Source organism: Aeromonas sp. ASNIH5 (assembly GCF_002902865.1).
In the GTDB taxonomy this organism is placed as follows: Bacteria; Pseudomonadota; Gammaproteobacteria; order Enterobacterales; family Aeromonadaceae; genus Aeromonas; species Aeromonas caviae.
Window position 1 is genome coordinate 3045724 of the sequence record NZ_CP026122.1, and the last position, 22637, is coordinate 3068360.

The following is a 22637-nucleotide window of genomic DNA, read 5'->3' on the forward strand; positions in this document are numbered from 1 at the left end:
AGATTAATTATTGGAGACTATCATGAAGTTTGAGAAGTCACAGGCAGCAGTTGACCGCCTGACCCCCGAGCAACGCCGGATTACCCAGGATTCGGGGACCGAAAGGCCCTTCACGGGCGAGTACAACGACAACAAGGAGCCTGGCATCTACGTCGACATAGTGTCGGGAGAGCCACTGTTCGCTTCGACGGACAAGTTCGATTCGGGTACTGGCTGGCCCAGCTTCACCAAGCCGATCGTTTCGGCAAACGTGAAGGAGGTGCGGGACAGCGCACACGGCATGGTCCGGACGGAGGTCAGGTCAGTACACGCAGACAGTCATCTCGGCCATGTGTTCCCCGATGGTCCTTCCGACCGCGGCGGTCTGCGGTACTGCATCAACTCAGCGTCCCTTCGCTTCATCCCGCGCGACGAGATGGAGTCCGAGGGATACGGTGAATATCTCGATCAAGTAGAGGAGGCTTAACATGCATCAGCGCGCTGTTCTCGCAGGAGGATGTTTCTGGGGCATGCAGGATCTGATCCGCAAGCGGCCCGGCATCATCTCGACCCGTGTGGGTTACACGGGCGGCGATATTCCGAACGCCACGTATCGTAATCACGGCACGCATGCCGAGGGGATCGAGATTGTCTTCGACCCGACAGTGACGAGCTACCGGAACATCCTGGAATTCTTCTTCCAGATCCACGATCCGACGACGCTGAACCGCCAGGGCAATGATCGTGGGCTCTCCTACCGGTCGGGCATCTATTATGTCGACGAGGAGCAGAAGCGCGTCGCCGAGGATACGATCGCCGATGTGGATGCCTCGGGGCTGTGGGATGGCAAAGTGGTGACCGAGGTCCAGCCGGTCGGCGAGTTCTGGGAGGCCGAGCCCGATCACCAGGATTATCTGGAGAAGCACCCGGGCGGCTACACCTGCCACTTCGTCCGTCCCGGCTGGGTGCTTCCGAAGCGCCAAAAGGTTGACGACGTACAGCCAGCGGCCGGGACCGCGGCGGAATAGGCTTCACTGCCGTTGCCACTGCGCCGGTCCGGTCCGCAATCTTCGTGACCGCGTCGTTCAGCGACGCGGTCATCGAACCCTACTTCAGAGTGACGGCTCGTTCCAGTCAGTCGCCATCGCAACACCAGGATCGCAGATTTATGCCAGACCTCTCGTCCTTTCCGATCACGCAGCGCTGGCCGGCATCTCATCCCGATCGCCTGCAACTCTACGCAGCCCCTACGCCCAATGGCGTCAAGGTCTCGATCATGCTTGAGGAGACTGGCCTGGCGTACGAGCCCCACCTGATCGACATCTCGAACAACGAGTCGAAGGATCCGGCGTTCGTGTCGCTGAACCCGAACGGACGCATACCGGCGATCATCGATCCGGCTGGCCCTGACGGTAGACCCATCGCCTTATGGGAATCCGGTGCGATCCTCCTCTATCTGGCCGACAAGACGGGTCAGTTCATCTCCACCGAACCAGGCCAGCGTTACGAGACCCTAGCGTGGGTGTTCTTTCAGATGTCGGCCATCGGGCCGATGTTCGGACAGCTAGGCTTTTTCCTGCGATTTGCCGGCAAGGACTATGAGGACAAGCGACCTCGGCAGCGCTTTGTTGATGAATCCAGGCGTCTTCTCGGGGTCCTGGATCACCGGCTGGAGGGCCGCGAATGGATTGTCGATGATTACTCGATCGCGGACATTGCGACGTTTGGCTGGGTGAATGCGCTGGTCGAATTCTACGCAGCGGGCGACATCCTCGGCCTAAGCAGCTATTCGAACGTGCAGGCATGGCTCGAACGCGGGCTGGCGCGACCGGCTGTACAGCGTGGCCTGCGAATTCCTGCGAGGCCTGCATGACCATTATCGCCGCATATTATTACAACGAAGGTAAGCGAGTCCGTGAAATCAGGCTCGATGAGCACGTCGAACTAAACGAGAATCGCTCGGGCTTCTGCTGGATCGCGCTTAGCGAGCCCACCGCAGACGAACTCAGCGCGATCCAGACGACGTATAACCTCCATCCTTTGGCGATCGACAACGCCATGCACCCGCTGTGCCCGCCCAAGCTCGAGGTCTACAACGATGAGTTGTACGTCGTCGCCCAGACCGCCGAGCTGGTCGGCGACCGGATCAGCTACGGCAAGATGGCGATCTTCACCGGTCACAATCACCTTATCACCGTGCGGCACGGCAATGCCGGAGCGCTGGGCAAACTTCGGGAGCAACTCGAGGCATCGCCGACGCAGTTCGGCAAGGGTGTCGACTATGTGCTGCACGCGATCTTGCACCGAGTGGTCGACCAGTATCTGCCCATCTTCGAAATGATCGAGGACGACGTCCTGGCGATGGAGCGACGGTCGCTGCACGATTTCCTCGGGCCAGAAGAGGTGGCGCGAATCTTCGAACTAAGGTCCGAACTCACGCGGTTCAAGCGCACGCTCGGGGCTATGGCCGAGCTGGTGCGAAAGCTCGTTCGCGGCCACTTTCCCTGCCTCAGCGCCGAAATGACACCATATTTCCACGACGTCGCGGACCATGTCCACCGCGTGCAGTCCATGGTCGACGGCCTCCTGCTTGTCCTGTCCACGGTCTTCGAGGCCAGCAGCCTTCTGGAAGCGCAAAGGATCGGTGTGGTCACTCGCCAGCTCGCGGCCTGGGCGGCGATCTTGGCGGTCCCGACGGCGATCGCCGGAATATATGGCATGAACTTCAAGCACATGCCGGAACTGGACACGCCATATGGCTACTTCGTCGTGCTCGGAGTGATAGCGGTGTTCTGCCTTCTCCTATTCATGCGCTTCAAGAAGGCCAAGTGGCTATGAGTAACGCACTTCGCGAGCTTCTCCGTCCGCCGAGTCACAGCGCGCTTTGTGCGCGAGCGTGTCCAATCCAGTTCAAGATGAAGGTGCTTCCATGACCTCCCAGGTGACCGACGTTCTAGAAGCAGTCCAGTCATTCATCGCCAAAGGCTATGACCGCGAATACCGCGTCAAGGACGGCAATCTCGTCGATCTCGAACTAGGGTCAACCCTCGATGCATGCAGCATTCGCGTCGATGCGGCGTTGCGCCTCGAGAGCGGGGACGACGGCGAAGATGCCTCCAACATCTACGCGATCACCGATCCGGCGACAGAGCATAAAGGCCTGTTGATCGACGCCTTCGACGTGTTCCACGAAATCTGCCCCCGCGACTTGTCCGAGCGCCTTGTGGCGCATCGGGAAACAGCACCGGCAGGTGACCAGGACGCGCCGAGCAAGCACGGACTACGGAAAGTCTACAAGAGCGAGTTTCACAGCGATCCCGAGCGTTACGTTCTGCGCGAGGGCTTTCCAGACTTCCCGCCATGCCCTTTCGGCCAATCCTTCAGCATCCTCGGCTTCGATACCGCCGAGCAGGAATATGTCTGGCTCGTCACGAGCATCATTCGAGATCCTCGGCTGATCAGGGTTCCATACCAGGGCGAAGACGTCATCAGCGACGAATAGCGGTGTCGCTTAGCCGGAAAGGCTGGCCTTCCTGGCCCACACATCTGCAGGCTGAACTTTAAGAACATCGAAAATTAGGAGGTGATTATGGACTGGAACAAGGACCACATACGAGAAACTATGCTCTTGCTGGAGACAGCAGCGTTGCACAGCGCTCGCGAAAACTACCTGGACTATGTCTCTACCGCTCGGCTCGATCGGAGCGAACCGATCGAAAACGACGAACTAGCTCAGGCCGAGGTCGCGAGCGACTTCGCTGAAGCGCTCGATGACACGCTCCATGACTACGCCAATAAACTCGAAAAGCTCAGGACGATCGATTTCGGCCCCAAGTTGGCCGTCAACGAAGGCGCTGTCGTCAAGCTGTCCGGCCGCCACTTTGTGATCGCGGTGTCAACGAGCAAGTTTACCTGTCAGGGGCGTGAGCTCATGGGCATTTCCACGATGGCGCCGATCTTCGAAGCGATCGAGGGTGCCCGAGCCGGGGAGACCGTGCAGTTCAACGGCCGGGACCTCACCGTAGAAGACGTGGAATAAAGCCCTCCACCGCAGCCGGCGCGCTAGTGCCGAACGCCCTGCATCTCTTTCTGCATGCATACGGTCACTTGCAGCCGCGTTGACCTGGCTCATCAAAGGCAAACTCATGACAACACCTTCATTCTTCATCACCCCCGGATACGGGACGCGCCTGCATGACGCGCTTCATTATTCTCAGGCAATGCGCATTGGTGACCGCGTGGAGATCTCCGGACAGGGCGGATGGAACGACGATCTCGTCATTCCGGAGTCGATTGAGGAAGAGATCGAGCAGGCGTTCAAGAACGTGGAACGGACGCTCGCGACCGCCGGAGCACGCTGGCCGCATGTGGTCCACGTCAATTCCTATCACGTCGGTGGATTCCCTCCCGTGATCAACGAAACAATGGCCAAGCTGTATCGCCACTACATGCCCGACCGCGCTCCAATCTGGACGCAGTTGGGAATCGAAGCGCTGGGGCTTCCAACCATGCGTATCGAAATTCGCGTAACAGCTATCATCGCCTGACCCCGCGGTTCGTGCAGGCGCCGTGCCGCGCTAATCCCGCACGCCCTGCGCCCGCTTCTCCATGCATATCATCGTATCGAGAGATCCGGTTATCATCGGCGTGCTCGGAGAACGGGGGGCCGCCTTGGCCTGGTTGGCGCGCCTCGGCTGCCTGCGGGCGATGGCCAGCACTGCCAGGAGCGTGAGCAACGCCGCCGCATAAAGGAACAGGCCGCCAGGGCCGACGATATTCATTGCAGCTGCTCCTATTAGGGGGCCAGCGGCTGTCCCGATCCCGTTGAGCAACAGAAGCCCGCGCGCGGTGCCGAGTAGCCGACCGGCCGGAAGATCGTCGTTTGCGACGGCGAGACACAACGAATAAATCGGGATGCCAAAGCCGCCGAACAGCGCACCTGCCGCAAGGAGCAGCGGCAGAGGCGCTTCCACCGCCAACGCTACGCCGATGGCAGACGCTGCGGACGCCAGCGCCGCACCGGCGATGACAAGATTCCGGGGCACTCGATCCGAAAGCCAACCGAGTGGCCAATGGAAGGCGAGCGTTCCACCAAGAACCGCAGCCATGAAGGCGGAGATACCGCCCACATCGAGGCCGATGCTCTGGGCGAAGTTCGCGCCCATGCCCCAGAAACCACCGATAGCCAGGCCGGCCAGGAAAGCGCCAGCCGCAGCGAGAGGTGATACGAGGACGAGGTCCCTGAACGCGACCCATTCCTGTTCCACCTGGGCCGGCGGATGACTGGGCAGCAAGGTGATCGGAACCACCGCCGCTGATATCAGCAGCGACACGATGAGGAACAATGTCACGTCGGCGGGCGGTGCGATGTTGAGTAACGCCTGCCCGATTGCCCATGAGCCCATAGAGACAACTCCGAATATCGACAGGAGCTGCCCGCGTGTGGATGGCAATGCGTGGGCGTTGAGCCAACTCTCCGTTGCGAGGATCATGCCCGCGTAGGCGAAGCCGGTAATCAGGCGAAGCGGCATCCAGGCGATCGGCTCCACGAACGCCACATGGAGAAGGGCGGTCATCGAGGCAATGGCCGCGAAGCCGGCGAAGGTTCTGACATGTCCCACGGAGACGATGATCGGTGGCAACACGAGCGCGCCGATCGTGAAACCCGCGAAATAGAAGGACATCATCGCGCTGATCGCGCCGGTCGAGAACCCCTTATGGCCGGCTCTCACGATCAGGAGCGTGCTCAGCAGGCCATTGCCCAGCAGCAGAGCGGCGACGCTCAGCAGCAGCGCCGCCACCGGCGCGAGAACGAGGCCGCGCTTGCCCGCCGACCTCATGGTATCCATCGCCGGGCTCGTTCTCGGGCCTGACTTGAGGGTTGATACTCTGCCGCACTGATGAACTGGTCGAATGCTTCGCACCAGATGACGACCGTGTTGTAGTCACGGACATCGATGCCGGCAGGCACCTCGACGATGAAGCCGTTGAACGTCTTCACATCGCCCACGCGGACTGATCTGTCCTTGATTAGGAGAAAGGCCTCCTTCGTGTCGACGAAACGTGGTGCGAGGTAGAGCTTGTAGTCGGGACCAGGGGCGAGGCGCCCGATATGGGCGATACGGTCGCGCGAGACCCGGATCTCGCCTTCCCCCCAGTGAAGCAGGTCGCTGCCTTTGAGATCGCGGGCCAGACGCCCTGCGTAGAGCGTCTCGGCTGAGATGGTCCGCAAGGCCGCCGCGTCCGGGGCCTGGGGGGCGGTCAGGATCGGCAGCGTGTAGACACCGCCCGCGAAGCCCATGGCGAGCATCGCGAGATGGGTGGCAATCAGGATGACCCAGCGCCGCATCGGTTACACCAGCTCCAGTCCCTTCACGAGCTGATCGGCGTCGAGATGGAAGTCCGAGAATACGATGCGGCCGCCAGCGTCCATCACGGAGAACCAGGGCGTTCCCCGCGTGCGGTAGTCCTCCATGAAGGTGGGAAGCGTCGCGCCGGCAGGTGGCTCGTCCTGACCGAACGCGACAGGAAGCGCATACTTGAGCTGGTTCACGCGCAGCTTCTCGAAGGTGTTCTCATCCGCTCCTTCGAAGACGGTCTGGATCACCGCGAAGCCCACGCCCTTGGCGCTCAATGCACCATGCAACCTTTGTAGCGTCGGAAATCCATGCAAATGGCAGCCACGGCACCAGTGCTGGAAGGCGAAGAGGACTTTCGGGCCGGTGCCGAGATCCGACAGCTTGAGCGGCGCGATGCTTTCTCCATCCGCGCCAATCCATCTCTGCACCCGCAGCTCGGGGGCTTGTCGTTCGTCGACGCTCATCTGATCCTCCAATTCCGATGCAGAAGTCCGATGAGTGGTCGCGTGTGGCGATGGCACGCGAACCTCACCGCCTTGATCCCCTACAGGTTGTAGGATGCGAGTTCGCCGACCGATACCTCGTGGCCAGCCCCGCCGTTCTTCCGTCGGTGTGTCACCGCCGCCCCTCAATGACAAAGGCGCGATAGCGGGAACCGGCAAAACGGTGCGCAGCGATGGTTTGGTAGGCGGGGCTATGATACCAATCACGGGCGGCCTGCATCGTCGGGAACCGCAAAATTACGGCCCCTTCGACGGGCGGCCCCTCCAAATGCTCCATCGCGCCATAAGCGGCGAGAAAGGTTACGTCGTGGCCATCGAACGATGGGCCGACGCCTGCAGAATAGGTTGCGAGTTCTTCCGGATCGGTGGTTTCTTCGCGGGTGAAGACGACGAACGCTTCCATCTTAAAGTCTTTCATAAGGTCGCATCTGCAGGCCACCGCCGCTGGCGATGGCCTTAAAGTCGTCAGGCTGGCAGCTCGAACCCGATTTTCGTGAGTGCCTCGACGCACGCATCCTGATCCTGCTGATAGTTGCCTCCGGAGATGCCGATCCCGCCGATCAACTTCCCGTCTTCCAGGATCGGATAGCCTCCGCCGACAGCGACCATCCGGGGGCGATAGGCCAGCGGCGCCACTTTTGGATCGTTCGAAACATAGTCGTTCCAGACATGGGTGGGGTACCCAAACGAGGCGGAACTCCAAGCCTTGTCGATGGCAACATCGACGGTGAGAAACGGCGCGTCATCAGTGCGCTCGAACGCGCGCAGGTTACCGGTGGCGTCGACGACGGCGACCGCAGCCGGGATGCCGATTGTACGTGCCGCGGCGATCGCCGCGTCGATGAGGGCGACGGCGGTTTCGCGGTTGATCGAGGCGGTGGCAATGGATTTCGTCATGAAATTTCCTTCGCCGTGGCGTAATCCGTCCGGCGTTCTTGAGGTTAGAAAAGACGTTCGGCGGTGGCAGTCATCAGAAGCCTTCGAGGACAATCTTGCCTCTTGCCGCGCCACTTTCGATCAGTGCGTGCACCGTCTTCAGATTGGCGGCATTAATTGGCGACAATTTTTCGGTTAGCGTCGTGCGAATTTTGCCGTCGTCCACCAGCACCGCCAGCGAATTGAGGATCTTGCCCTGCTCATCCATGTCGGGCGTGCCGTAGAGCGACCGTGTGAACATCAGCTCGTGGTGGATCGACACTGCCTTGCGCTTGAACAGCATGACGTCGAGCGCCTTGGGATCGTCGATGAATCCGAACCGTCCTTGCGGGGCGATCAGTTCGGCGATGTCGGATGCATGCTGCTCGGTATGCGTGGTCGAGAACACGAAAGCGGGAGCGCCGATGTTGAGCTCGGCAATCTGTGGCGCGAGCGGCCGAGAGTGGTCGATGACATGATGAGCCCCAAGCCCTTTAACCCACTCCTGGGTTTCCGGCCGAGAGGCGGTGGAGATGACGATGAGATCCGTGCGCTGTCGAGCGATCTGGATGGCGATCGACCCGACCCCACCCGCACCACCGATGATGAGGATCGCCGCCGCCCCGGGAACGGGCTTCGTCACGTCCAGGCGATCGAACATGGCTTCCCAGGCCGTCAACGTCGTGAGTGGCAGCGCCGCCGCTTCCGCCCAGTCGAGCGACGCGGGTTTACGACCGACGATCCGGGCGTCGACGAGATGGAACTCCGCATTGGTGCCAGGCCTTATGAGCGATCCGGCATAATAGACCTCGTCGCCTACCGCGAACTGCGTCACGTCGGGGCCGACCTCTTGCACGATCCCGGCCGCATCCCATCCCAGCACTTTCCAATCGCCATCAGCGGGCGGCGTGCTGCTGCGGATTTTGTAGTCGACCGGGTTGACCGAGACAGCCTTCACCTCAACCAGGATATCGCCTCCTTCAGCGACAGGCCGAGGCAGATCAATGTCGACCAGAGAGGCGTCCTCGGCGATGGGTCCCGGAACCTTGTAACCAACGGCTTTCATCGGTGTCTCCAGCTTGCTGTATCCTGAAGTCTTATCGATCAGATCGAAATTTCTTCCGAAATATACTCAGGATTTAAAGATTTCGCGTGTCAGACTATGAAGGTATGCGCGCAACATATCCAATAGCGGTACGACATAGTTTCCATACCTCGGAGCCGGATTCAGAAGTTTATCGAAAATAGCGGTTTATTGCTGTTCGGCGGGTGAGCATCCGGATGGAGGCGATAAGCGCCCAAGCGGTTGAGGAGTCGACCTCTCAGCGGTCGCGTTGGCAGGGGCGATCTCGCCCGCCGGTCTCACACCAACGTTGGCAAGCGACGGCGTCCGCTCGAAATCCGCTGACGGGGATACGCCTGCAATGCCGATTCGAAGCTATCGAAACTATAGCTACAGGGTATTGGGAAATCATACTGGACTGACGCTATAGTCTTCACGCATAACCACGACTCAAAATGGTCCAACACTTTTCTCTACGCTAATAGAGAATCCGGTATTCTGATTTTCAGTGAATTGGCTCGTTCGGCGGTTGTGCGCGCAAAGATCTTTTACAGAATTCTGAACTGAATCAGGTTCTGGTCTGTCGTGACAAGCAAGGGGGTTTCGCTATGGTCACCAGAGGTTTCACAGGCCGCGGTCCAGGCGGCGACCAGTCCGATCGGATACCGCCGGGTCAGCATCTCGTGGAGAATTTCCCTGTTCTGACGGCCGGGCCAACGCCGAGCGTGGAGCCCTCCGATTGGAAATTCACCGTCAAGATCGGTCCGAAGCCCGTCAAAGTGTGGAACTGGAGCGAGTTCAACGCCCTACCGAAGACCAAGATGACCCGAGACATTCACTGCGTCACGTCCTGGTCCAAGCTGGATACCGCCTGGGAGGGCGTACTCATCGAAGACATCCTTGCAGATGCAGGGCTCGATCGGCCCACCGATTTCGTCTTGGCGCACTGCTACGATAATTACTCGACAAACGTCCCGCTGGCGGATCTGCTCTCCGGGAAAGCGATGGTCGCCCTCAACTATGCGGGCAAGCCGCTTCCCCGCGATCATGGAGGGCCGGCGCGTCTTCTGGTTCCGCACCTTTACTTCTGGAAGTCCGCCAAATGGGTGAACGCGCTGCAATTCACAACGCGTGACGAGGCGGGCTTCTGGGAGCTGCGCGGCTATCACATCTATGGCGATCCGTGGCGCGAGCAGCGCTACACCAATGACTGAAAACGGCGCGCAAATCGCGTGGCAGTCATGCGTGATCGACGAAATCGTCCAGCAAACCCCGAGTATCAAGAGCTTCTTCCTTCGGTTGAGCAAACCGTTCGCGCACATCGCAGGGCAGCACGTCGATGTCCGGCTGACCGCGCCCGGTGGCTACAGTGCGATGCGGAGTTACTCGATTGCGTCTTCGGCAATCTCGTTCCCGACGGTCGAGCTCGCTATCGAGCGCCTGCCGGATGGCGAAGTTTCGCCGTTCTTCCACGATGTCGCGGCGATCGGAGACGAAATCGAGCTTCGTGGTCCGCTCGGCGGCCATTTCCTATGGCCTGAACCTGCCATAGACCCAGTGCTGTTGATCGGGGCAGGCTCCGGCCTCGTGCCGTTGATGGCGATGATCCGGCAGCGCCGCGCACTAGCCCAGGTCGTGCCGACAGCGCTGCTCCTGTCCGCACGAACCGCTGAAGACGTTCTCTTCTCAAAAGAGCTTCATTCCATCGAATGCAGCGATCCGGCATTCGCCTTGGCGCTGGCAATTACGCGCGAGAACCCGATCCGCGCATCGGACTTTGCGCGACGGATCGACGGCGTGATGGTCCAAGAAGTTCTGGCCCGGCTTCACCGAAAGCCCACACAAGTATTCGTTTGCGGGTCCAACGGTTTCGTCAACATCGCGACCGAGGGCGCGCTGCTGGCCGGCCTGGACCCCTCCATTGTCAAAACCGAGCGCTACGGTGTTAATGGCCATTGACATACGGCGGCTAGCGGCGCAAGCTACTTCGCGTCCCGCCGATCGTGGACGTGCAGCCCACGGATTAATTTTGGAGATCATCATGAGCCGCTTTGCCGAACCCGTCTTCATTGCCGCTGGCCTTCGGACGCCTTTCGGCCGCGGCGGAGGCGCGTTGGCTGCCTACGATGCCATCTCTCTGTCCGTGCCTGTCGTGCAGGCGATGGCGGCGCAGGCGGAGCCTGATCTCCTCGTCTGGGGAACCGTGATCCCGAATTTGGGCTGGAGCAATATTGCTCGCGAAACCTGGCTTGATGCCAAGCTCAATCCGACTGTTCCGGCGTTCTCCGTCGTCCTGGCATGCTCGACCAGCATGACGGCGACCTTCGCTGCGGCAGGGATGCTGGGCGGAGGAACCGACCTCACCATGGTCGGCGGGTCCGAAGTCATGAGCCGGCCGTCAATCGCCCTGACGGCCGATGCATCGAAGCGGCTCACCGACCTCTTTGCGCAGGATGCGACCGCCGCGCTTGCCGCCCTCCAGTCTCTGACTCCACGAGACTACGTGCTCCCCACAAAGGGCTGGGCAAACCGGATCACCGGAAGGACGATGGGTGATCATATGGAGGAGACCGCCAAGGCTTGGCGGGTCTCGCGCGTCGCGCAGGATGATTGGGCGCTCAAGAGCCACCAGCGGGCAGTCGCTGGTTGGGAACGTGGCTTCTTCGACGATCTCGTGATTTCGCTGCCTGAGCTGGCGCGCGATGCGAACCCGCGCGCCGATACGTCGCCCGAACGGCTGGCCGCACTCAAGCCCGCCTTCGATCGCGACAGCGGGAGGGGAACCCTGACCGCCGGCAACAGCTCACCGATTACGGATGGAGCCGCCGGGTGTTGGGTCGCTACCGAAGCCGGTGTGGCGAGACTCCCGGCGGGCACCCCCTACGCGCGGCTCGTCGACTACGAGATCTCTGCCGTCGATCTCCACACCGAGGGCCTGCTGATGGCGCCCTCCTATGGCATTCCGCGCCTGCTCGCGCGGCATCAACTCAGCTTCTCCGACATCGCACTCTGGGAAATCCACGAAGCCTTTGCAGCCCAGGTCCTGGCGAACGTCGCGGCCATCACCGATCGGGAGTGGGTGCGCGCGACAGCCGGTGTCCAGGCGGCTATGGGCGATTTTGACTGGGACCGCGTCAATCCCAATGGAGGCTCGGTCGCCCTGGGTCATCCGTTCGGCGCTACAGGCGCGCGCGACCTCAGCCAGGCGGTAAAGGAACTTTGGGCCATGCCGCCCGGATCGCGCGCAATCGTCAGCATCTGCGCCGACGGCGGTCAAGGCACAGTCGCCCTCCTCGAACGCGGCTGACGGTAGATCAACGCCATGACAGCGATCCGCTTCCAACTGTCGGAGACGCGATATGACAACTGATGTGCTGCTGTACATCACGAACTGATGCCCGTTCTGCCGCCGGGCGAAGATGCTCCTCGAGGAGAAGGGCGTGCAATGGAAGGAACTCGATATCGAGGCGGATCCGGTTCACCGGCAGGCCATGACGGAAGCGTCGGGTCGAAACACCGTGCCGCAGATCTTCATCAACGGCACGCATGTCGGTGGCTCCGACGAGCTTTTCGAGCTCGATGTCAGAGGCGAACTCGACAAACTCCTGGGGCGCACGCCGCCCGCCATCTGAGGGGGTGCGGCCTTGGGGCAGACAGCCCGCAAGCCCCGTGCCGGTTGATGAATACGAAAGGAGAGTCCGTTGGTCTCAGCTATCTGGAATGACGCCACCATCGCCACAAGCAACGAGACGGTCGTCGTCGAGGGAAACCACTACTTCCCACCGTCGGCAGTCGATTTTGGCCTGCTTGAGATGAGCCCGCACACGTCCGTCTGCCCGATCAAGGGCACCGCGCGCTACTTCCATGTGCGTGTGGGAGACGCGCTCAACGTGAACGCAGCCTGGACCTATCCAGATCCGACGCCAGGCGCCGAGGGCATCCGGGATCATATCGCCTTCTGGAAAGGCGTGGAGGTTGCGTAGCAGGCGGACAGGTGGCGGCCTCAGCGCCATGTGCAAGCGCCCGCGGGACGGCTTTTCCGCCCATCCCAGGCCGCGTCGGCTACAGGGCTCCGCCCCGGACCTTCTCCGCGGACTGGCGCCGAGGGCCTCGGACCCTTGGGCTTCTGTCGAATCAAGACGACTGGATTGAGATGGAGCATGCCGAGTTCGATGCCGCCTTCGCGGAGCTTCCCGAGGGATACAGCGAAGGCGCCTACGAAGGCCGGCGTTTCGGCGTGACTGTCCGGCGATCCGGTGACGGACGTCGCAACAGCCTGTTCGCCAGGGAGTTGGCCGGGACCGACATTGTCAGCTTCAACCTCTATCGCGTTACATCAGATAGAACATTGCTGAAGCCGTGCGAGATGTCCGCCGAAAAGGTCGTCGCGTTCGTGCTGGATTTCCGACCGGCCCCCTGACGGGCAGGTGGAGGTCCCGGCCGACCGGTCCGCCTGCGACGCCCGGCCCCCCAAGACTGCGCATGTCGCTCAAAGGTATCGAAACTATAGCCACCGGCCATTGGACTTCGTCTGGCAATGAATTCATCTTCTATACATCGCCATCCGTGGGGGAATCGGTGCTGGATCCCGTGTAGCCAGATTGAGAAAGTCTAAGCGATGACGAACAACAATGCCTCCGCCCTTCCGACACCTTCTGATCTTGACGAATGCGCGGCGATGACTGTCGCCGACGCTCTGAAGATCATTCTGGCGAACAGCTACGCGATTTACCTGAAGACAAAAAATTTCCACTGGCACGTCTCCGGACCCTACTTCAGGGACTATCACCTGCTTCTTGATGAGCAGGCCGCAGAGATCCTCGCCGTCACCGATGCGATCGCCGAGCGCGCCCGAAAGACGGGCAACACCACCATTCGATCGATCGGCGATATCGCGCGCCACCAGACGATCAAGGACAATGATGCTGAGTTCGTGACACCGCAGGACATGCTGGGCGAGCTCCGCGCCGACAATCTCCACATGGTCGAGTCGTTTCGCCGCGCAAAGGACGTCGCGGACAAGGCGAAGGATAATGCGACGTCCGGCCTGATCGATGCCTGGACGGACGAGGCTGAGCGCCGTGCGTGGTTCCTCTTCGAAATCAGCCGCTAGCGCTTTGCCGGGCAAACCTACGTCAGGATTCACGCCTCGGCGTGGGAGGTGATGATGGCGAAGGCCGGCTTTGGAGGGGGATGCCATTGGTGCACAGAGGGAGTGTTCCAGGCGTTGCGCGGCGTCGCCCAGGTCGACCAGGGCTTTGTCCGGTCGGACGCGCCGGCAGATACCTGGTCAGAAGGGGTGATCGTCACCTTCGATCCATCGGTTATTCCGTTGGCGACGCTGTCCGAGGTGCATCTCAGAACGCATTCCGCTGCCAGGGCCCGCTCGCCTCGCAGCAAGTACCGCAGCGCGATCTACATCTTTGAAGAGAGCCAGCGGCCGGAGGCCGAACAGGCGATCGTCCGCTTCGCCGGCGCGTCTGCCAAGGCGGTGCACACCCTGGTCCTCCCGTTTAAAGGTTTCAGAGCGTCGGACGAGCGTTACCAAAACTACTATCGAACCGACCCGAGCAGGCCCTTCTGCCGCCGCTACATCGATCCCAAGCTGGATCATATCCGACGGCACTTTTCGGAACTGGCGCTCCCTGAAGCGAACCCGACTGTCCGGCAAGTCATCGATAGCGGTGATGGTTCGTAGTTCTAATGCGGCTCCGCGCTGAAGCATTCGACGAGTTCGCGCGCAATGAGACCTTGATTGCCATGCTCCATACGGCGTTCCCCGGAATCGGCCATGTCCGCCGCAACCCTGTCGGATACGCCTGGGTTGCTCTCAACTACACCAACCGCGACCCCAACTGATCATCGACAGCGCGGTGCGCCTATTCGGCCCATCTTCGGACTGACGGTCGGCAGCGTTCCGGTTAAGCGGCTCGCCGCGGAACAGCGCGGTAACGCCCGTAGCCAACCTTGATCAACAGTCCTTCCTCGCACATCCTTGTTAAGTAGCACCGAGGAATGCCGACCTCCGTCAAATCACGGGTGCGGACTTCGCCTAGCTTCTCCGCCAACATCACTGCGCGCTCTCGGAGATTCGGCATCGGCCCGCCGGCAGCGACAATCCTTTCTGCTCTCAGTCGATCACGCTTGCGCATCTTGACGGCGGGCCTTTGGATATGATTGAGGGGAATCGGCAGATCGAAGTTCGCATTTTCACCGACTCCGGCGAGCCACGCTTTTTCCTACGCCATGGCGCGATACTGTGCGCTGGCGTGCGATGTTTCCCTACGCTACGATCCGGTGCGATCCTGTTGGCTTGGCCAGCGCAGGGCCGCAAGAGCGATCGAAGGCAGGCGTAGAATAGCGTTACGTACCGAGCTCGCCCACCCCTTCAGCGCGCCCGTCGCATAATCGGTGGCCATGGCGTGGAAAGACAGGCGATCGGCGGCGCATTTCGGCTTCGCGCCAGCAGCGGTCATTACCGACTTGGCTGAAAGGCGACATTCCGCTCTTCACACAGACTCCCGCTTTCAGTCGAACACCGTAGACCTTGTCGGCGGGATCGCGGATCGCTGCTGCCCTCTCAGCGATACCGACCGCGGCAGGCGCAGGCCGACATGAACGTGATGCCGGCGCGGGCGAGAGAACGGCGAAGACCTCGTAGGCATGGGCGGTGTGGTCGGGCAGAGGCAGTCTGCCCTATCTCGGTGGGAGCGGTGTCGCCTTGGCAAGGTTCGCAATCAGCGCGGGACGCGTTTGATGGTCGTGCGCGTGCCATGCGGGCTGACCCGGAGCGCTCCGCCAGGACTCGCTAAGCGGGCTGTTGTCCGCCGTGTCGAAGCCGAACTGGTCGTACAGTCGCGTGACCAGCGCCACCGCTTCGGGATAGTCGCTCGACACCGACAGCGCGTGCCGCCCCGGCGTGCCAGCGGGCCGCGCCGACAGCAACAGGCGCGGTGCCTGGATATGCGTGAACGCCCTCGCGACCTTGGACGTTGGCAGCTGGTCCTGCCGCAGTTCGTGCTCGGTCTTCGCGCCGGTATCGACGAGGGCATAGCGCCCGTCGCGCCACGGCATATAGTTGTTGGTGTCGAGCACGATCTTGTTCGCCAGTTGCGCCACGGGCATGTCGTTGACCAGCTTGAGCGGGACCGCGATCACGACGAATTCTCCCGCCTCCGCCGCACCGGCAGCGGTCGCGGCGCGGGCAGGCGGCCCGAGCTCCGCGACCAGCCCGGCCAGGGTTTCGGGCCCCCGCGAGTTGGCGATGACAACCCGATAGCCGTTGGCGATGGCGGCGCGGGCAATCTGGCTGCCGACCTCGCCCGCGCCGATGATGCCGATGGTGGTCATCGGCGCGGGCGAGGTCGGATCAGGCACCGAACGCGCCGTCGATGGTGTGCATGGCGCCCGTAACGAACCCCGCCTCCGGGCCGGCGAGGTACGCCACCATGCCCGCGACTTCCTCTGGCCGGCCGTGGCGCTTGATCGCCATGAAGCTGTGCAGCAGCTCCTTCATCGGTCCGTCCGCCGGATTGGCGTCGGTGTCGATCGGGCCGGGCTGCACCACATTAATCGTGATCCCGCGGGACCCGAAGTCGCGTGCCAGCCCGCGCGCCATCCCTTGCAGCGCAGACTTGCTGAGCGCGTAGGAGGACATGCCTGGAACGGGCATCCGGTCGCCGTTCACCGATCCGATGACGATGATCCGGCCACCCTGGGGCATCTGGCGCGCGGCCTCGACCGAGGCATGATAGGGCGCGTGGATATTGATCCGGAACAGCCGGTCGATTGCGTCCGGATCCTGCTCCAGAGAATCGCCGAAAACACCGATTCCGGCATTGACGACCAGCACGTCGAGCGCGCCACTGTCCTTCACGCGCGCGATCACCGCGTCGCGATCCGCGCTGTCCGTCTCGACAGCGGTGCTGCCCGTTTCGGCCGCCAGCGCGTGGGCCGCGTCAGGCGAACCGGAATAGGTAAAGGTCACCTTCGCACCATCTGCCACAAAACGCCGAACGATCGCCGCGCCGATCCCCCGACTGCCACCCAGCACGAGAACGGATTTCGCCTCAAACACACCCATCGGACTTTCCTTGATCAATAACTTACGACTCGCTACATAAACGACTTGAAACACCCGTCAAGGTATTTGTAGTGGTTCATACAAAATTATCCCGCGCACGCGGCAGACCGCGCCTGTTCGACCCGGACGAAGCGGTCGCGACCGCCCAGCGGCTGTTCCATTCGCGTGGCTATGATGCCGTCAGCATCGCGCACCTGACTCAGGCGATCGGGATAAACCCGCCCAGCTTCTATGCCGCCTTCGGCAGCAAGGCCGAGCTCTACAGCCGCATTCTCGATCGCTATGCCGGTACCGGCGCGATCCCGCTGTTCGATCTGCTGAACGCCGATCGCCCGGTCGCGGAATGCCTCGTCGCGGTGCTGGAAGCGGCGGCGCGGCGCTATGCCGCCGATCCGGACGCGGCGGGGTGCCTCGTTATCGAGGGTGTGCGCTGCACCGACCGCGAGGCACGCGAGGCGGCCGGAACGTTCCTTGCGGCGGCGGAGGAGGCGATCCATCGCTTCGTCGCCGCGCGCCATCCCGAACAGGCCGAGCGCGTGACCGACTATATGAGCACCGTCATGGCCGGCCTGTCCGCCAGCGCTCGCAACGGGCACGATCTCGATCGCCTGCTCGCCGCCGCCCGGCTCGCCGGGGCTGGTCTTGAGCAGGTGGTTCGCGGCTAATCCGCAAGCTCGGCAAAATGACCAGGACGTTATCGACCGGAAAGGTTGGTCGCGAACACCGCGTCGCGCTGCCGCTTCAGCGTTTGCGTGCCATCGGAGTTGGACACCTGGATATGGCCGATGGGCAATGCGCACTCCGCCAGAAAAGACTGAAGCTCCCGGGCATGTCAGCTTATCGTGCGGACGCGAAGCTGACATGCTGAAGGTCCGAAACGAGTCACTAGCGGAACTTGGGTTCAGTGCCGGAAGCGGACACTCCACGCGAGTCGGTCACAAGTAGGCTCGCGGCTCCCGCTCCCGAAAGGTCATCTTTGGAACAGCTCCGAAAGTGAGCTAGCCATCCTGCAAATACTTCGCCCAATTCAGCCGCACATAGTCCGCCATGCCCTGAGCAGGTGCGTACGGCGGGTAGAGCCTCCGAAACGCCAACAGTGCGGCAGCGGGATCTTGCGACCCCAGCGCGTCCGTGTGTTTCAGTAGATAAAGCAACGCAATCGAGGGCGACCGCGAGAGGCCCTGGTTGCAGTGAACCAGCACTTTGAACTCGCCGATGTGACGGTCGATCGCGCCGAGCGCCGTATCCACGATGATAGGCGCGATGAAGCTCACCTGCGCGACATCGACTGGTCTGCCCCCTGAAAAGTGGTCCTCCCTGAATTAGGCTTTCGAGCCTTTGGAGGATTGAGCGATGGCGCAGAAGAAGCACAAGCCTGAAGAGATTGTCTCGAAGCTTCGGCAGGTCGACGTTTTGGTGTCGCAGGGACGGCCGGTAGCCGAGGCGATCCGGGCGATCGGGGTGACGGCATTCACCTATTATCGCTGGCGCAAGGAATTTGGCGGCCTGAAGAGCGACCAGGTTAAGCGGCTGAAGGATCTCGAGAAGGAGAACGAGCGGCTGCGCAAGGCGGTGTCTGACCTGACACTGGAGAAGCTGATCCTGAAGGAAGCTGCGTCGGGAAACTTCTGAGCCCCGCCCGGCGCCGGCGCTGTGTCGAGCACGTCAGAGCCAAGCTCGGCGTATCGGAGCGGCTGGTGTGCCGGGTTCTGGGGCAACATCGATCCACACAGCGCAAGATGCCGATGGCGCGAGCCGAGGAGGCGGCCCTGACCGCCGACATCGTCGAACTCGCCACCCGCTATGGGCGCTATGGTTATCGTCGGATCACGGCCTTGCTGCACCGGGCGGGCTGGGTGGTGAATATGAAGCGCGTCGAGCGGATCTGGCGGCGGGAGGGGCTCAAGGTGCCGTACAGGCAGCCGAAGAAGGGCCGCTTGTGGCTGAACGATGGGTCCTGCATTCGGCTGCGGCCGGAATATCCCAACCACGTCTGGTCCTACGACTTCGTCGAGGACCGCACCCATAACGGGCGGAGGTTCCGCATGCTGAATGTGATCGATGAGTTCACGAGGGAGTGCCTGGCGAGCCGGGTGAGATTCGAACTTTTTGGCCGTCGGTTTACCTTGAGATTAAAGGTGGTGCGGGTGGTCGGAATCGAACCGACACTCCTCTCGGAACCGGATTTTGAATCCGGCGCGTCTACCAGTTCCACCACACCCGCACATTTGCCGCCGATTCTAGCCGACGCTCTCTGCACCTATACTGCACCTAGAGCGAAAAACCGAATATCGCCAGCCTCTTTTCCTTCCTTCTCAACCCCCTGAAAACACGCCGCTTTCAACTCGTCGTGTTTTTCTGTGGATTGGTAGACAAACCACTTTTTGAAGGGAGTCGTGTCTACCGCAGGCGTCGGCGTTGTTGCAGGCCCCACACGTTTCGAGCTTGTCCATCAGCGCCTGTTCGCCCCTATGCTGCTCCTAGCAGTCAGGAAGAACCCGCCGATGTGTACGCTATAGCCCGAAAACACCGCAATGCGTTTCGAAGGGGCTTTCACTATCACCATCTATCATTCTCAATCGCCTCAGCAATGAAGGAGATTGAGAATGGCAAAGATCGAAACTACACAAATTCGGAGAACAATCCGGCGGCAACAGTTGCGAGAGATGGTACCGATGGCCGACAGCACAATTTATGAAATGGAGCAGCGTGGCGAGTTTCCCCGCCGGTTCGCGCTCTCGCCACGTTGTATCGTATGGGACCTGGCCGAGGTCGAGGCTTGGCTCACGGCACGGCGGGCTGCGCCGATCCGGCGTGCCCAACATCCTGATGTTTCCAAGCGTAAATCCCGCCCGGTCAAAGGGCGGGATCCAGTTCCATCAAGGGCATAGCTTGCGGCAAAAGCGCGGGGGCATACTTCCGGCCATCGATCCAGGCGTCAACGGTATCCGCCCACTGCTGCATCATATGCCGACGCTGCACCTCATACTCGGCCTTGTTATAGACGCCGCGCGACGAACGCCCGTCCTCGTGCGCCAGGCACTTTTCGATCCAGTCGCTGTTAAAGCCCAGCTCATTTAGGGGCGAATAGGGAAAACGAAATCGGGCGCTAAGCCCTTCTGGCTACCGTCGAACCGCGTAAGCCGTTGATTTCAAATGCGGCCATTCCCCTTGGGGTGTGACGCTGTCAGCCGGTGGCCAGAGGCCGGCATGGGTAAAGTTACGATACCTGTATAGTAAGTTTACGCATCCCAGCGGAGATCAGCCGCCGGCGCGCAGCCAGTTCAGCCGCTGGTCCTGGTGCGCGAACGCAACAAACTACCCGCCGCATTCTCCTCGAACAACCCCGCTTCTTCAATATAGCCCTGAACCGTGCCGTCGTGGCGCCAACCACCTTGCTTCTTTATGTCGCGAAACTCGGCGCCGGCGCGATGCGCGCTGGTGGCCATGCCGCGCCGCAGGCTGTGGCTGGACAGTTCCGGCACGTAGCCGAGCTTGGCCAGCTGGGCGGCGCCGGCCAAGATGGTGTTGACGCTGGCCGGATTCAGGCGATCGGCGCCCACCACGCCCCACTTGCTGATCGACCGGAAGACCGGGCCGCTGGCCACGCCGGCAGCGTCCAGCCATGTCCGCAACGCCGTCGCTGGGCAGCACGGCCCAGCGCTGTAGGGGATCGCCTTGGCCACGCCCTCGCCGGTCTGATCCGTCTTCGAGCGTGGCAGCGTGAGCGTGATCCCCTGCGCTTCCCAGGTGATGTGGTCGACCTTGATGCCCACCAGCTCGCTGCGCCGGAATCCCCCGAAGAAGCCCACCTGCAGCAGCGCGTTATCGCGCGCCGCCTTCAGCGTGCCCAGGCTGGCCAGGTTCGCCACGATCAGCTCCAGATCTTCGATCGGCAGCGCCTTGGCCTTCTTCTTCGGGCGGCCATTGGTGCGCGCGATCCCGGCCAAGGTCTTGCGCACAGTCGGCGTGGCGGCCGGATCGGCGAAGCCCTGGTGGACGTGCCATTGCGAGAGCGCCGTCAGGCGCAGCGCCAGGGTGCGTGGGTTGAGCGTGTCGGCGTAGCGCACCAGATAGCGGATAACGGCTGGCTCGTTTGCCGGCAGCACGCCGCCCCAGTCCAGGTAGTGCTTAACTGCGGAGCGGTACGCCTGGCGCGTGTTGTCGGACGTGGCGGCAGCCAGAAAGACGCGGTGCCGCGCGGCGTGGTTGTGGTCGTCCTGCGGCGTAACAGCGGTACGGATAGCCGGTGCCGACCCGGTATCGGGCATATCGGTGACGGCGGGCGTGGTGGCCATGGCGGGCGTCGCGCAATTGCGCGCTCATAACGGGATTACGGCCAGCATAGCACGCCGCCGGTGGTATAGCCTGCTGTCATGTACAGGACCTTAAGCGGCGAGTCCATTTAAAACGCCTTCCAAGGTCCTGTTCTGTATCGACTTTCTCTGCTTGGTTCGGCAGGCGTTCTTGGCCAAATAATCGGCAGCCCATTCCAATCTTTCCCTTATTTCTGTCAGCGCCCTATGGGCCACTGCTTCCAATAGCGGTAGCCACCACGTCGCACTGTTCTTCGACGCTTTCAGCATCGATAGCGCCCCACTCATCACACTCTGCGCGACCCGTCTCTTCATCACCAGCGACAGCAGGCTCGTCCACACCAACCCCTCGGCAATCGCTTTCTCGCCCGTCACAAACCCCTTGAGCCGGTTGTGCGATTTCCACTCTTTAAATAACAACTCCACCTGCCAACGGCAGCGATACAGGCTCATCACCTGCTCTGCTGACCATGCTGCTCGCGGTAGGTTCGTCATCCACAGACAGAACCGCTTTTCCTCAGCAAACCAGCGCCGGATCAACCGGTACTCGACCTGGCCGGACTTCACCACCATATCCAGTACCTCGGCCCGACAGCGTCGCCGTCCGGCCTCTCTCAGAGATAGTCCCGCCAGCTTGGGTACTTCCCGTCCATCACCGCGCCAGGCTTGGATTATCTTGGGGTTCAGGCTTTTCGTGCCGCGCACCAGATAAAATCCGCCAGCGTCGTTCACCTGCTCAAACCAAGCCCTGTCAATGTAACCTGCGTCAGCCAGCAGCAGGCAGTTGGTCAGCGTGTGGGCTTCAGGCAGAAATTGCCGTTCCCCTGCGGTATCGGCAGACACACTCATGCACAACGGGCTCTGCTCCGACAGTGACATGGTCATATGGCACTCGATAGCTGCCGGACTGATGGTCTTGAACCGGCCGGGAAAATCAGCAGCAAGGCGCCGATGCACCGCAAAGGAGGTGCCATCGTGCAGTAACACCTGCTTGAACGCGCCGAGGGAGGCTGCTTTGAGTTGATGGTCGATACGCAAGGCGATGGCCCGCTCGACCAGGGCTTTCATAAACAGGGCAAAGCTCTCTTTGCGCAGCTGATTGTGAAACGGTTTGTAAGAAACCTGATGGGTGTTTACCAGTTGCAAGGCATTGAAATGGCGGTGTAAACCGGCAATGTCATTGACCTGGTCGCCTCCCATGGCCCGCAGCAGTGCAGGTACGAGCATGGCTGGGGTAATGGCACGCTGACGCAGACAAAACTTGCAGAGCCGAGCAATGCGCTCGAGTGCGGCGGGAGCCAAGAGTTGCTCCAGATAGTAATTAGCGTTGATAATAGTCATAGGCTTCGCGCGTGTTGATTTTGTTTGGCGATAAAATCAGATCACAAACGAAGCCTTTTTTATATCTATTTCAATTGG

Annotated in this window: 28 protein-coding genes, 1 tRNA gene and 1 pseudogene; 18 read left to right on the plus strand and 12 right to left on the minus strand. The window is 61.3% G+C overall.

The features are described from left to right. Positions 1-22 precede the first annotated feature (22 nt). The 7 genes from msrB to C2U30_RS14230 all read left to right on the plus strand — a co-directional run bounded on the left by msrB (position 23) and on the right by C2U30_RS14230 (position 4526). Positions 23-466 carry a peptide-methionine (R)-S-oxide reductase MsrB gene (msrB, locus tag C2U30_RS14200; RefSeq protein ID WP_047685449.1) on the plus strand — a complete coding sequence of 148 codons (444 nt, stop codon included), beginning with the start codon at positions 23-25 and terminating at the stop codon, positions 464-466. Position 467: 1 nt separating this feature from the next. Further along, positions 468-1007 carry a peptide-methionine (S)-S-oxide reductase MsrA gene (gene msrA / locus C2U30_RS14205; protein WP_023294902.1) on the plus strand — a complete coding sequence of 180 codons (540 nt, stop codon included), beginning with the start codon at positions 468-470 and terminating at the stop codon, positions 1005-1007. 140 nt (positions 1008-1147) lie between these two features. Next, positions 1148-1852 (plus strand): glutathione S-transferase N-terminal domain-containing protein, encoded by a 705-nt coding sequence (locus C2U30_RS14210; RefSeq protein WP_005006007.1) that lies wholly within the window; start codon positions 1148-1150, stop codon positions 1850-1852. Beyond that, positions 1849-2817, plus strand: a complete 969-nt coding sequence (locus tag C2U30_RS14215; RefSeq protein ID WP_018716208.1) for a magnesium and cobalt transport protein CorA — start codon at positions 1849-1851, stop codon at positions 2815-2817. The genes C2U30_RS14210 and C2U30_RS14215 overlap by 4 nt, the downstream gene beginning before the upstream one ends. Positions 2818-2908: 91 nt before the next feature. After that, entirely contained in the window at positions 2909-3481 is a 573-nt protein-coding gene (locus C2U30_RS14220) for a hypothetical protein (RefSeq protein WP_004099040.1), read from the plus strand. An 87-nt stretch (positions 3482-3568) separates the two neighbouring features. Then, positions 3569-4018 (plus strand): hypothetical protein, encoded by a 450-nt coding sequence (locus C2U30_RS14225; RefSeq protein ID WP_004099042.1) that lies wholly within the window; start codon positions 3569-3571, stop codon positions 4016-4018. Positions 4019-4097: 79 nt separating this feature from the next. Beyond that, positions 4098-4526, plus strand: coding sequence for a RidA family protein (locus tag C2U30_RS14230; protein ID WP_018429625.1), 429 nt, complete (start codon positions 4098-4100; stop codon positions 4524-4526). 30 nt (positions 4527-4556) lie between these two features. On the opposite strand, the gene C2U30_RS14235 is transcribed toward C2U30_RS14230, so the two are convergent. The 6 genes from C2U30_RS14235 to C2U30_RS14260 form a co-directional block, all read right to left on the minus strand. Further along, the gene (locus C2U30_RS14235) at positions 4557-5828 is read right to left on the minus strand and encodes an MFS transporter (protein WP_004357638.1); all 1272 of its coding nucleotides are present in this window, start codon (positions 5826-5828) and stop codon (positions 4557-4559) included. Beyond that, positions 5816-6328, minus strand: coding sequence for a DM13 domain-containing protein (locus C2U30_RS14240; RefSeq protein WP_004357637.1), 513 nt, complete (start codon positions 6326-6328; stop codon positions 5816-5818). The genes C2U30_RS14235 and C2U30_RS14240 overlap by 13 nt, the downstream gene beginning before the upstream one ends. A gap of 3 nt (positions 6329-6331) precedes the next feature. Beyond that, positions 6332-6802 (minus strand): TlpA family protein disulfide reductase, encoded by a 471-nt coding sequence (locus C2U30_RS14245; RefSeq protein WP_011191345.1) that lies wholly within the window; start codon positions 6800-6802, stop codon positions 6332-6334. A gap of 151 nt (positions 6803-6953) precedes the next feature. Then, a complete protein-coding gene (locus C2U30_RS14250) occupies positions 6954-7244 on the minus strand; it encodes a DUF1330 domain-containing protein (RefSeq protein ID WP_011191344.1) in 291 nt (96 codons plus the stop codon). Between the two features lie 62 nt (positions 7245-7306). Beyond that, positions 7307-7738, minus strand: a complete 432-nt coding sequence (locus tag C2U30_RS14255; protein ID WP_004357630.1) for a GlcG/HbpS family heme-binding protein — start codon at positions 7736-7738, stop codon at positions 7307-7309. A 73-nt stretch (positions 7739-7811) separates the two neighbouring features. Then, a complete protein-coding gene (locus tag C2U30_RS14260; RefSeq protein WP_011191343.1) occupies positions 7812-8822 on the minus strand; it encodes a zinc-binding alcohol dehydrogenase family protein in 1011 nt (336 codons plus the stop codon). A gap of 605 nt (positions 8823-9427) precedes the next feature. Here C2U30_RS14260 and C2U30_RS14265 point away from each other — a divergent pair. From C2U30_RS14265 to C2U30_RS14300, 8 genes are all read left to right on the plus strand, one after another. After that, positions 9428-10033 carry a sulfite oxidase-like oxidoreductase gene (locus C2U30_RS14265; RefSeq protein ID WP_033982388.1) on the plus strand — a complete coding sequence of 202 codons (606 nt, stop codon included), beginning with the start codon at positions 9428-9430 and terminating at the stop codon, positions 10031-10033. Continuing rightward, entirely contained in the window at positions 10026-10778 is a 753-nt protein-coding gene (locus C2U30_RS14270) for a ferredoxin reductase (RefSeq protein WP_033982390.1), read from the plus strand. The genes C2U30_RS14265 and C2U30_RS14270 overlap by 8 nt, the downstream gene beginning before the upstream one ends. An 82-nt stretch (positions 10779-10860) precedes the next feature. After that, a complete protein-coding gene (locus C2U30_RS14275; protein ID WP_033982398.1) occupies positions 10861-12126 on the plus strand; it encodes a thiolase family protein in 1266 nt (421 codons plus the stop codon). 133 nt (positions 12127-12259) lie between these two features. Continuing rightward, the gene (locus C2U30_RS14280) at positions 12260-12451 is read left to right on the plus strand and encodes a glutaredoxin domain-containing protein (protein WP_409050291.1); all 192 of its coding nucleotides are present in this window, start codon (positions 12260-12262) and stop codon (positions 12449-12451) included. A 69-nt stretch (positions 12452-12520) separates the two neighbouring features. Next, positions 12521-12802 carry a DUF427 domain-containing protein gene (locus tag C2U30_RS14285; RefSeq protein WP_046092728.1) on the plus strand — a complete coding sequence of 94 codons (282 nt, stop codon included), beginning with the start codon at positions 12521-12523 and terminating at the stop codon, positions 12800-12802. Positions 12803-12972: 170 nt separating this feature from the next. Continuing rightward, a complete protein-coding gene (locus C2U30_RS14290) occupies positions 12973-13239 on the plus strand; it encodes a hypothetical protein (RefSeq protein ID WP_103243974.1) in 267 nt (88 codons plus the stop codon). A 198-nt stretch (positions 13240-13437) separates the two neighbouring features. Further along, positions 13438-13932, plus strand: a complete 495-nt coding sequence (locus C2U30_RS14295; RefSeq protein WP_018429639.1) for a Dps family protein — start codon at positions 13438-13440, stop codon at positions 13930-13932. Positions 13933-13983: 51 nt separating this feature from the next. After that, a complete protein-coding gene (locus C2U30_RS14300; protein ID WP_103243975.1) occupies positions 13984-14517 on the plus strand; it encodes a peptide-methionine (S)-S-oxide reductase in 534 nt (177 codons plus the stop codon). 998 nt (positions 14518-15515) lie between these two features. Here C2U30_RS14300 and C2U30_RS14310 read toward each other — a convergent pair. Together C2U30_RS14310 and bdcA are read right to left on the minus strand one after the other, a co-directional pair. Then, positions 15516-16196, minus strand: a complete 681-nt coding sequence (locus C2U30_RS14310) for an NADPH-dependent F420 reductase (protein ID WP_199416583.1) — start codon at positions 16194-16196, stop codon at positions 15516-15518. Then, complete coding sequence (gene bdcA, locus C2U30_RS14315; RefSeq protein ID WP_026227545.1) at positions 16189-16902, minus strand: SDR family oxidoreductase; 714 nt, start codon at positions 16900-16902, stop codon at positions 16189-16191. Before bdcA ends, C2U30_RS14310 begins: the two co-directional genes overlap by 8 nt. Before the next feature lie 71 nt (positions 16903-16973). Between bdcA and C2U30_RS14320 the strand changes: the two genes are divergently transcribed. After that, a complete protein-coding gene (locus C2U30_RS14320; RefSeq protein ID WP_018429645.1) occupies positions 16974-17567 on the plus strand; it encodes a TetR/AcrR family transcriptional regulator in 594 nt (197 codons plus the stop codon). Positions 17568-17900: 333 nt separating this feature from the next. Here the strand turns inward: C2U30_RS14320 and C2U30_RS14325 are convergent, their stop codons facing one another. Next, positions 17901-18176, minus strand: coding sequence for a dual specificity protein phosphatase family protein (locus C2U30_RS14325; protein WP_103243978.1), 276 nt, complete (start codon positions 18174-18176; stop codon positions 17901-17903). A 79-nt stretch (positions 18177-18255) separates the two neighbouring features. Here C2U30_RS14325 and C2U30_RS14330 point away from each other — a divergent pair. Further along, a pseudogene (locus C2U30_RS14330) lies at positions 18256-19010 on the plus strand (IS3 family transposase); the annotation flags it as partial. A gap of 31 nt (positions 19011-19041) precedes the next feature. Here the strand turns inward: C2U30_RS14330 and C2U30_RS14335 are convergent. Next, positions 19042-19126, minus strand: a tRNA-Leu gene (locus C2U30_RS14335). A gap of 382 nt (positions 19127-19508) precedes the next feature. On the opposite strand from C2U30_RS14335, the gene C2U30_RS14340 reads away from it, so the two are divergent. Beyond that, on the plus strand, positions 19509-19793 hold the full coding sequence (locus C2U30_RS14340) for a helix-turn-helix transcriptional regulator (protein WP_103243979.1): 285 nt from the start codon (positions 19509-19511) through the stop codon (positions 19791-19793). Between the two features lie 393 nt (positions 19794-20186). Here C2U30_RS14340 and C2U30_RS14350 read toward each other — a convergent pair whose 3' ends face one another. After that, on the minus strand, positions 20187-21200 hold the full coding sequence (locus C2U30_RS14350; RefSeq protein WP_103243980.1) for a tyrosine-type recombinase/integrase: 1014 nt from the start codon (positions 21198-21200) through the stop codon (positions 20187-20189). Positions 21201-21290: 90 nt separating this feature from the next. Continuing rightward, positions 21291-22559 carry an IS4-like element ISApu1 family transposase gene (locus tag C2U30_RS14355; protein WP_011191342.1) on the minus strand — a complete coding sequence of 423 codons (1269 nt, stop codon included), beginning with the start codon at positions 22557-22559 and terminating at the stop codon, positions 21291-21293. Between the last annotated feature and the right edge of the window lie 78 nt (positions 22560-22637).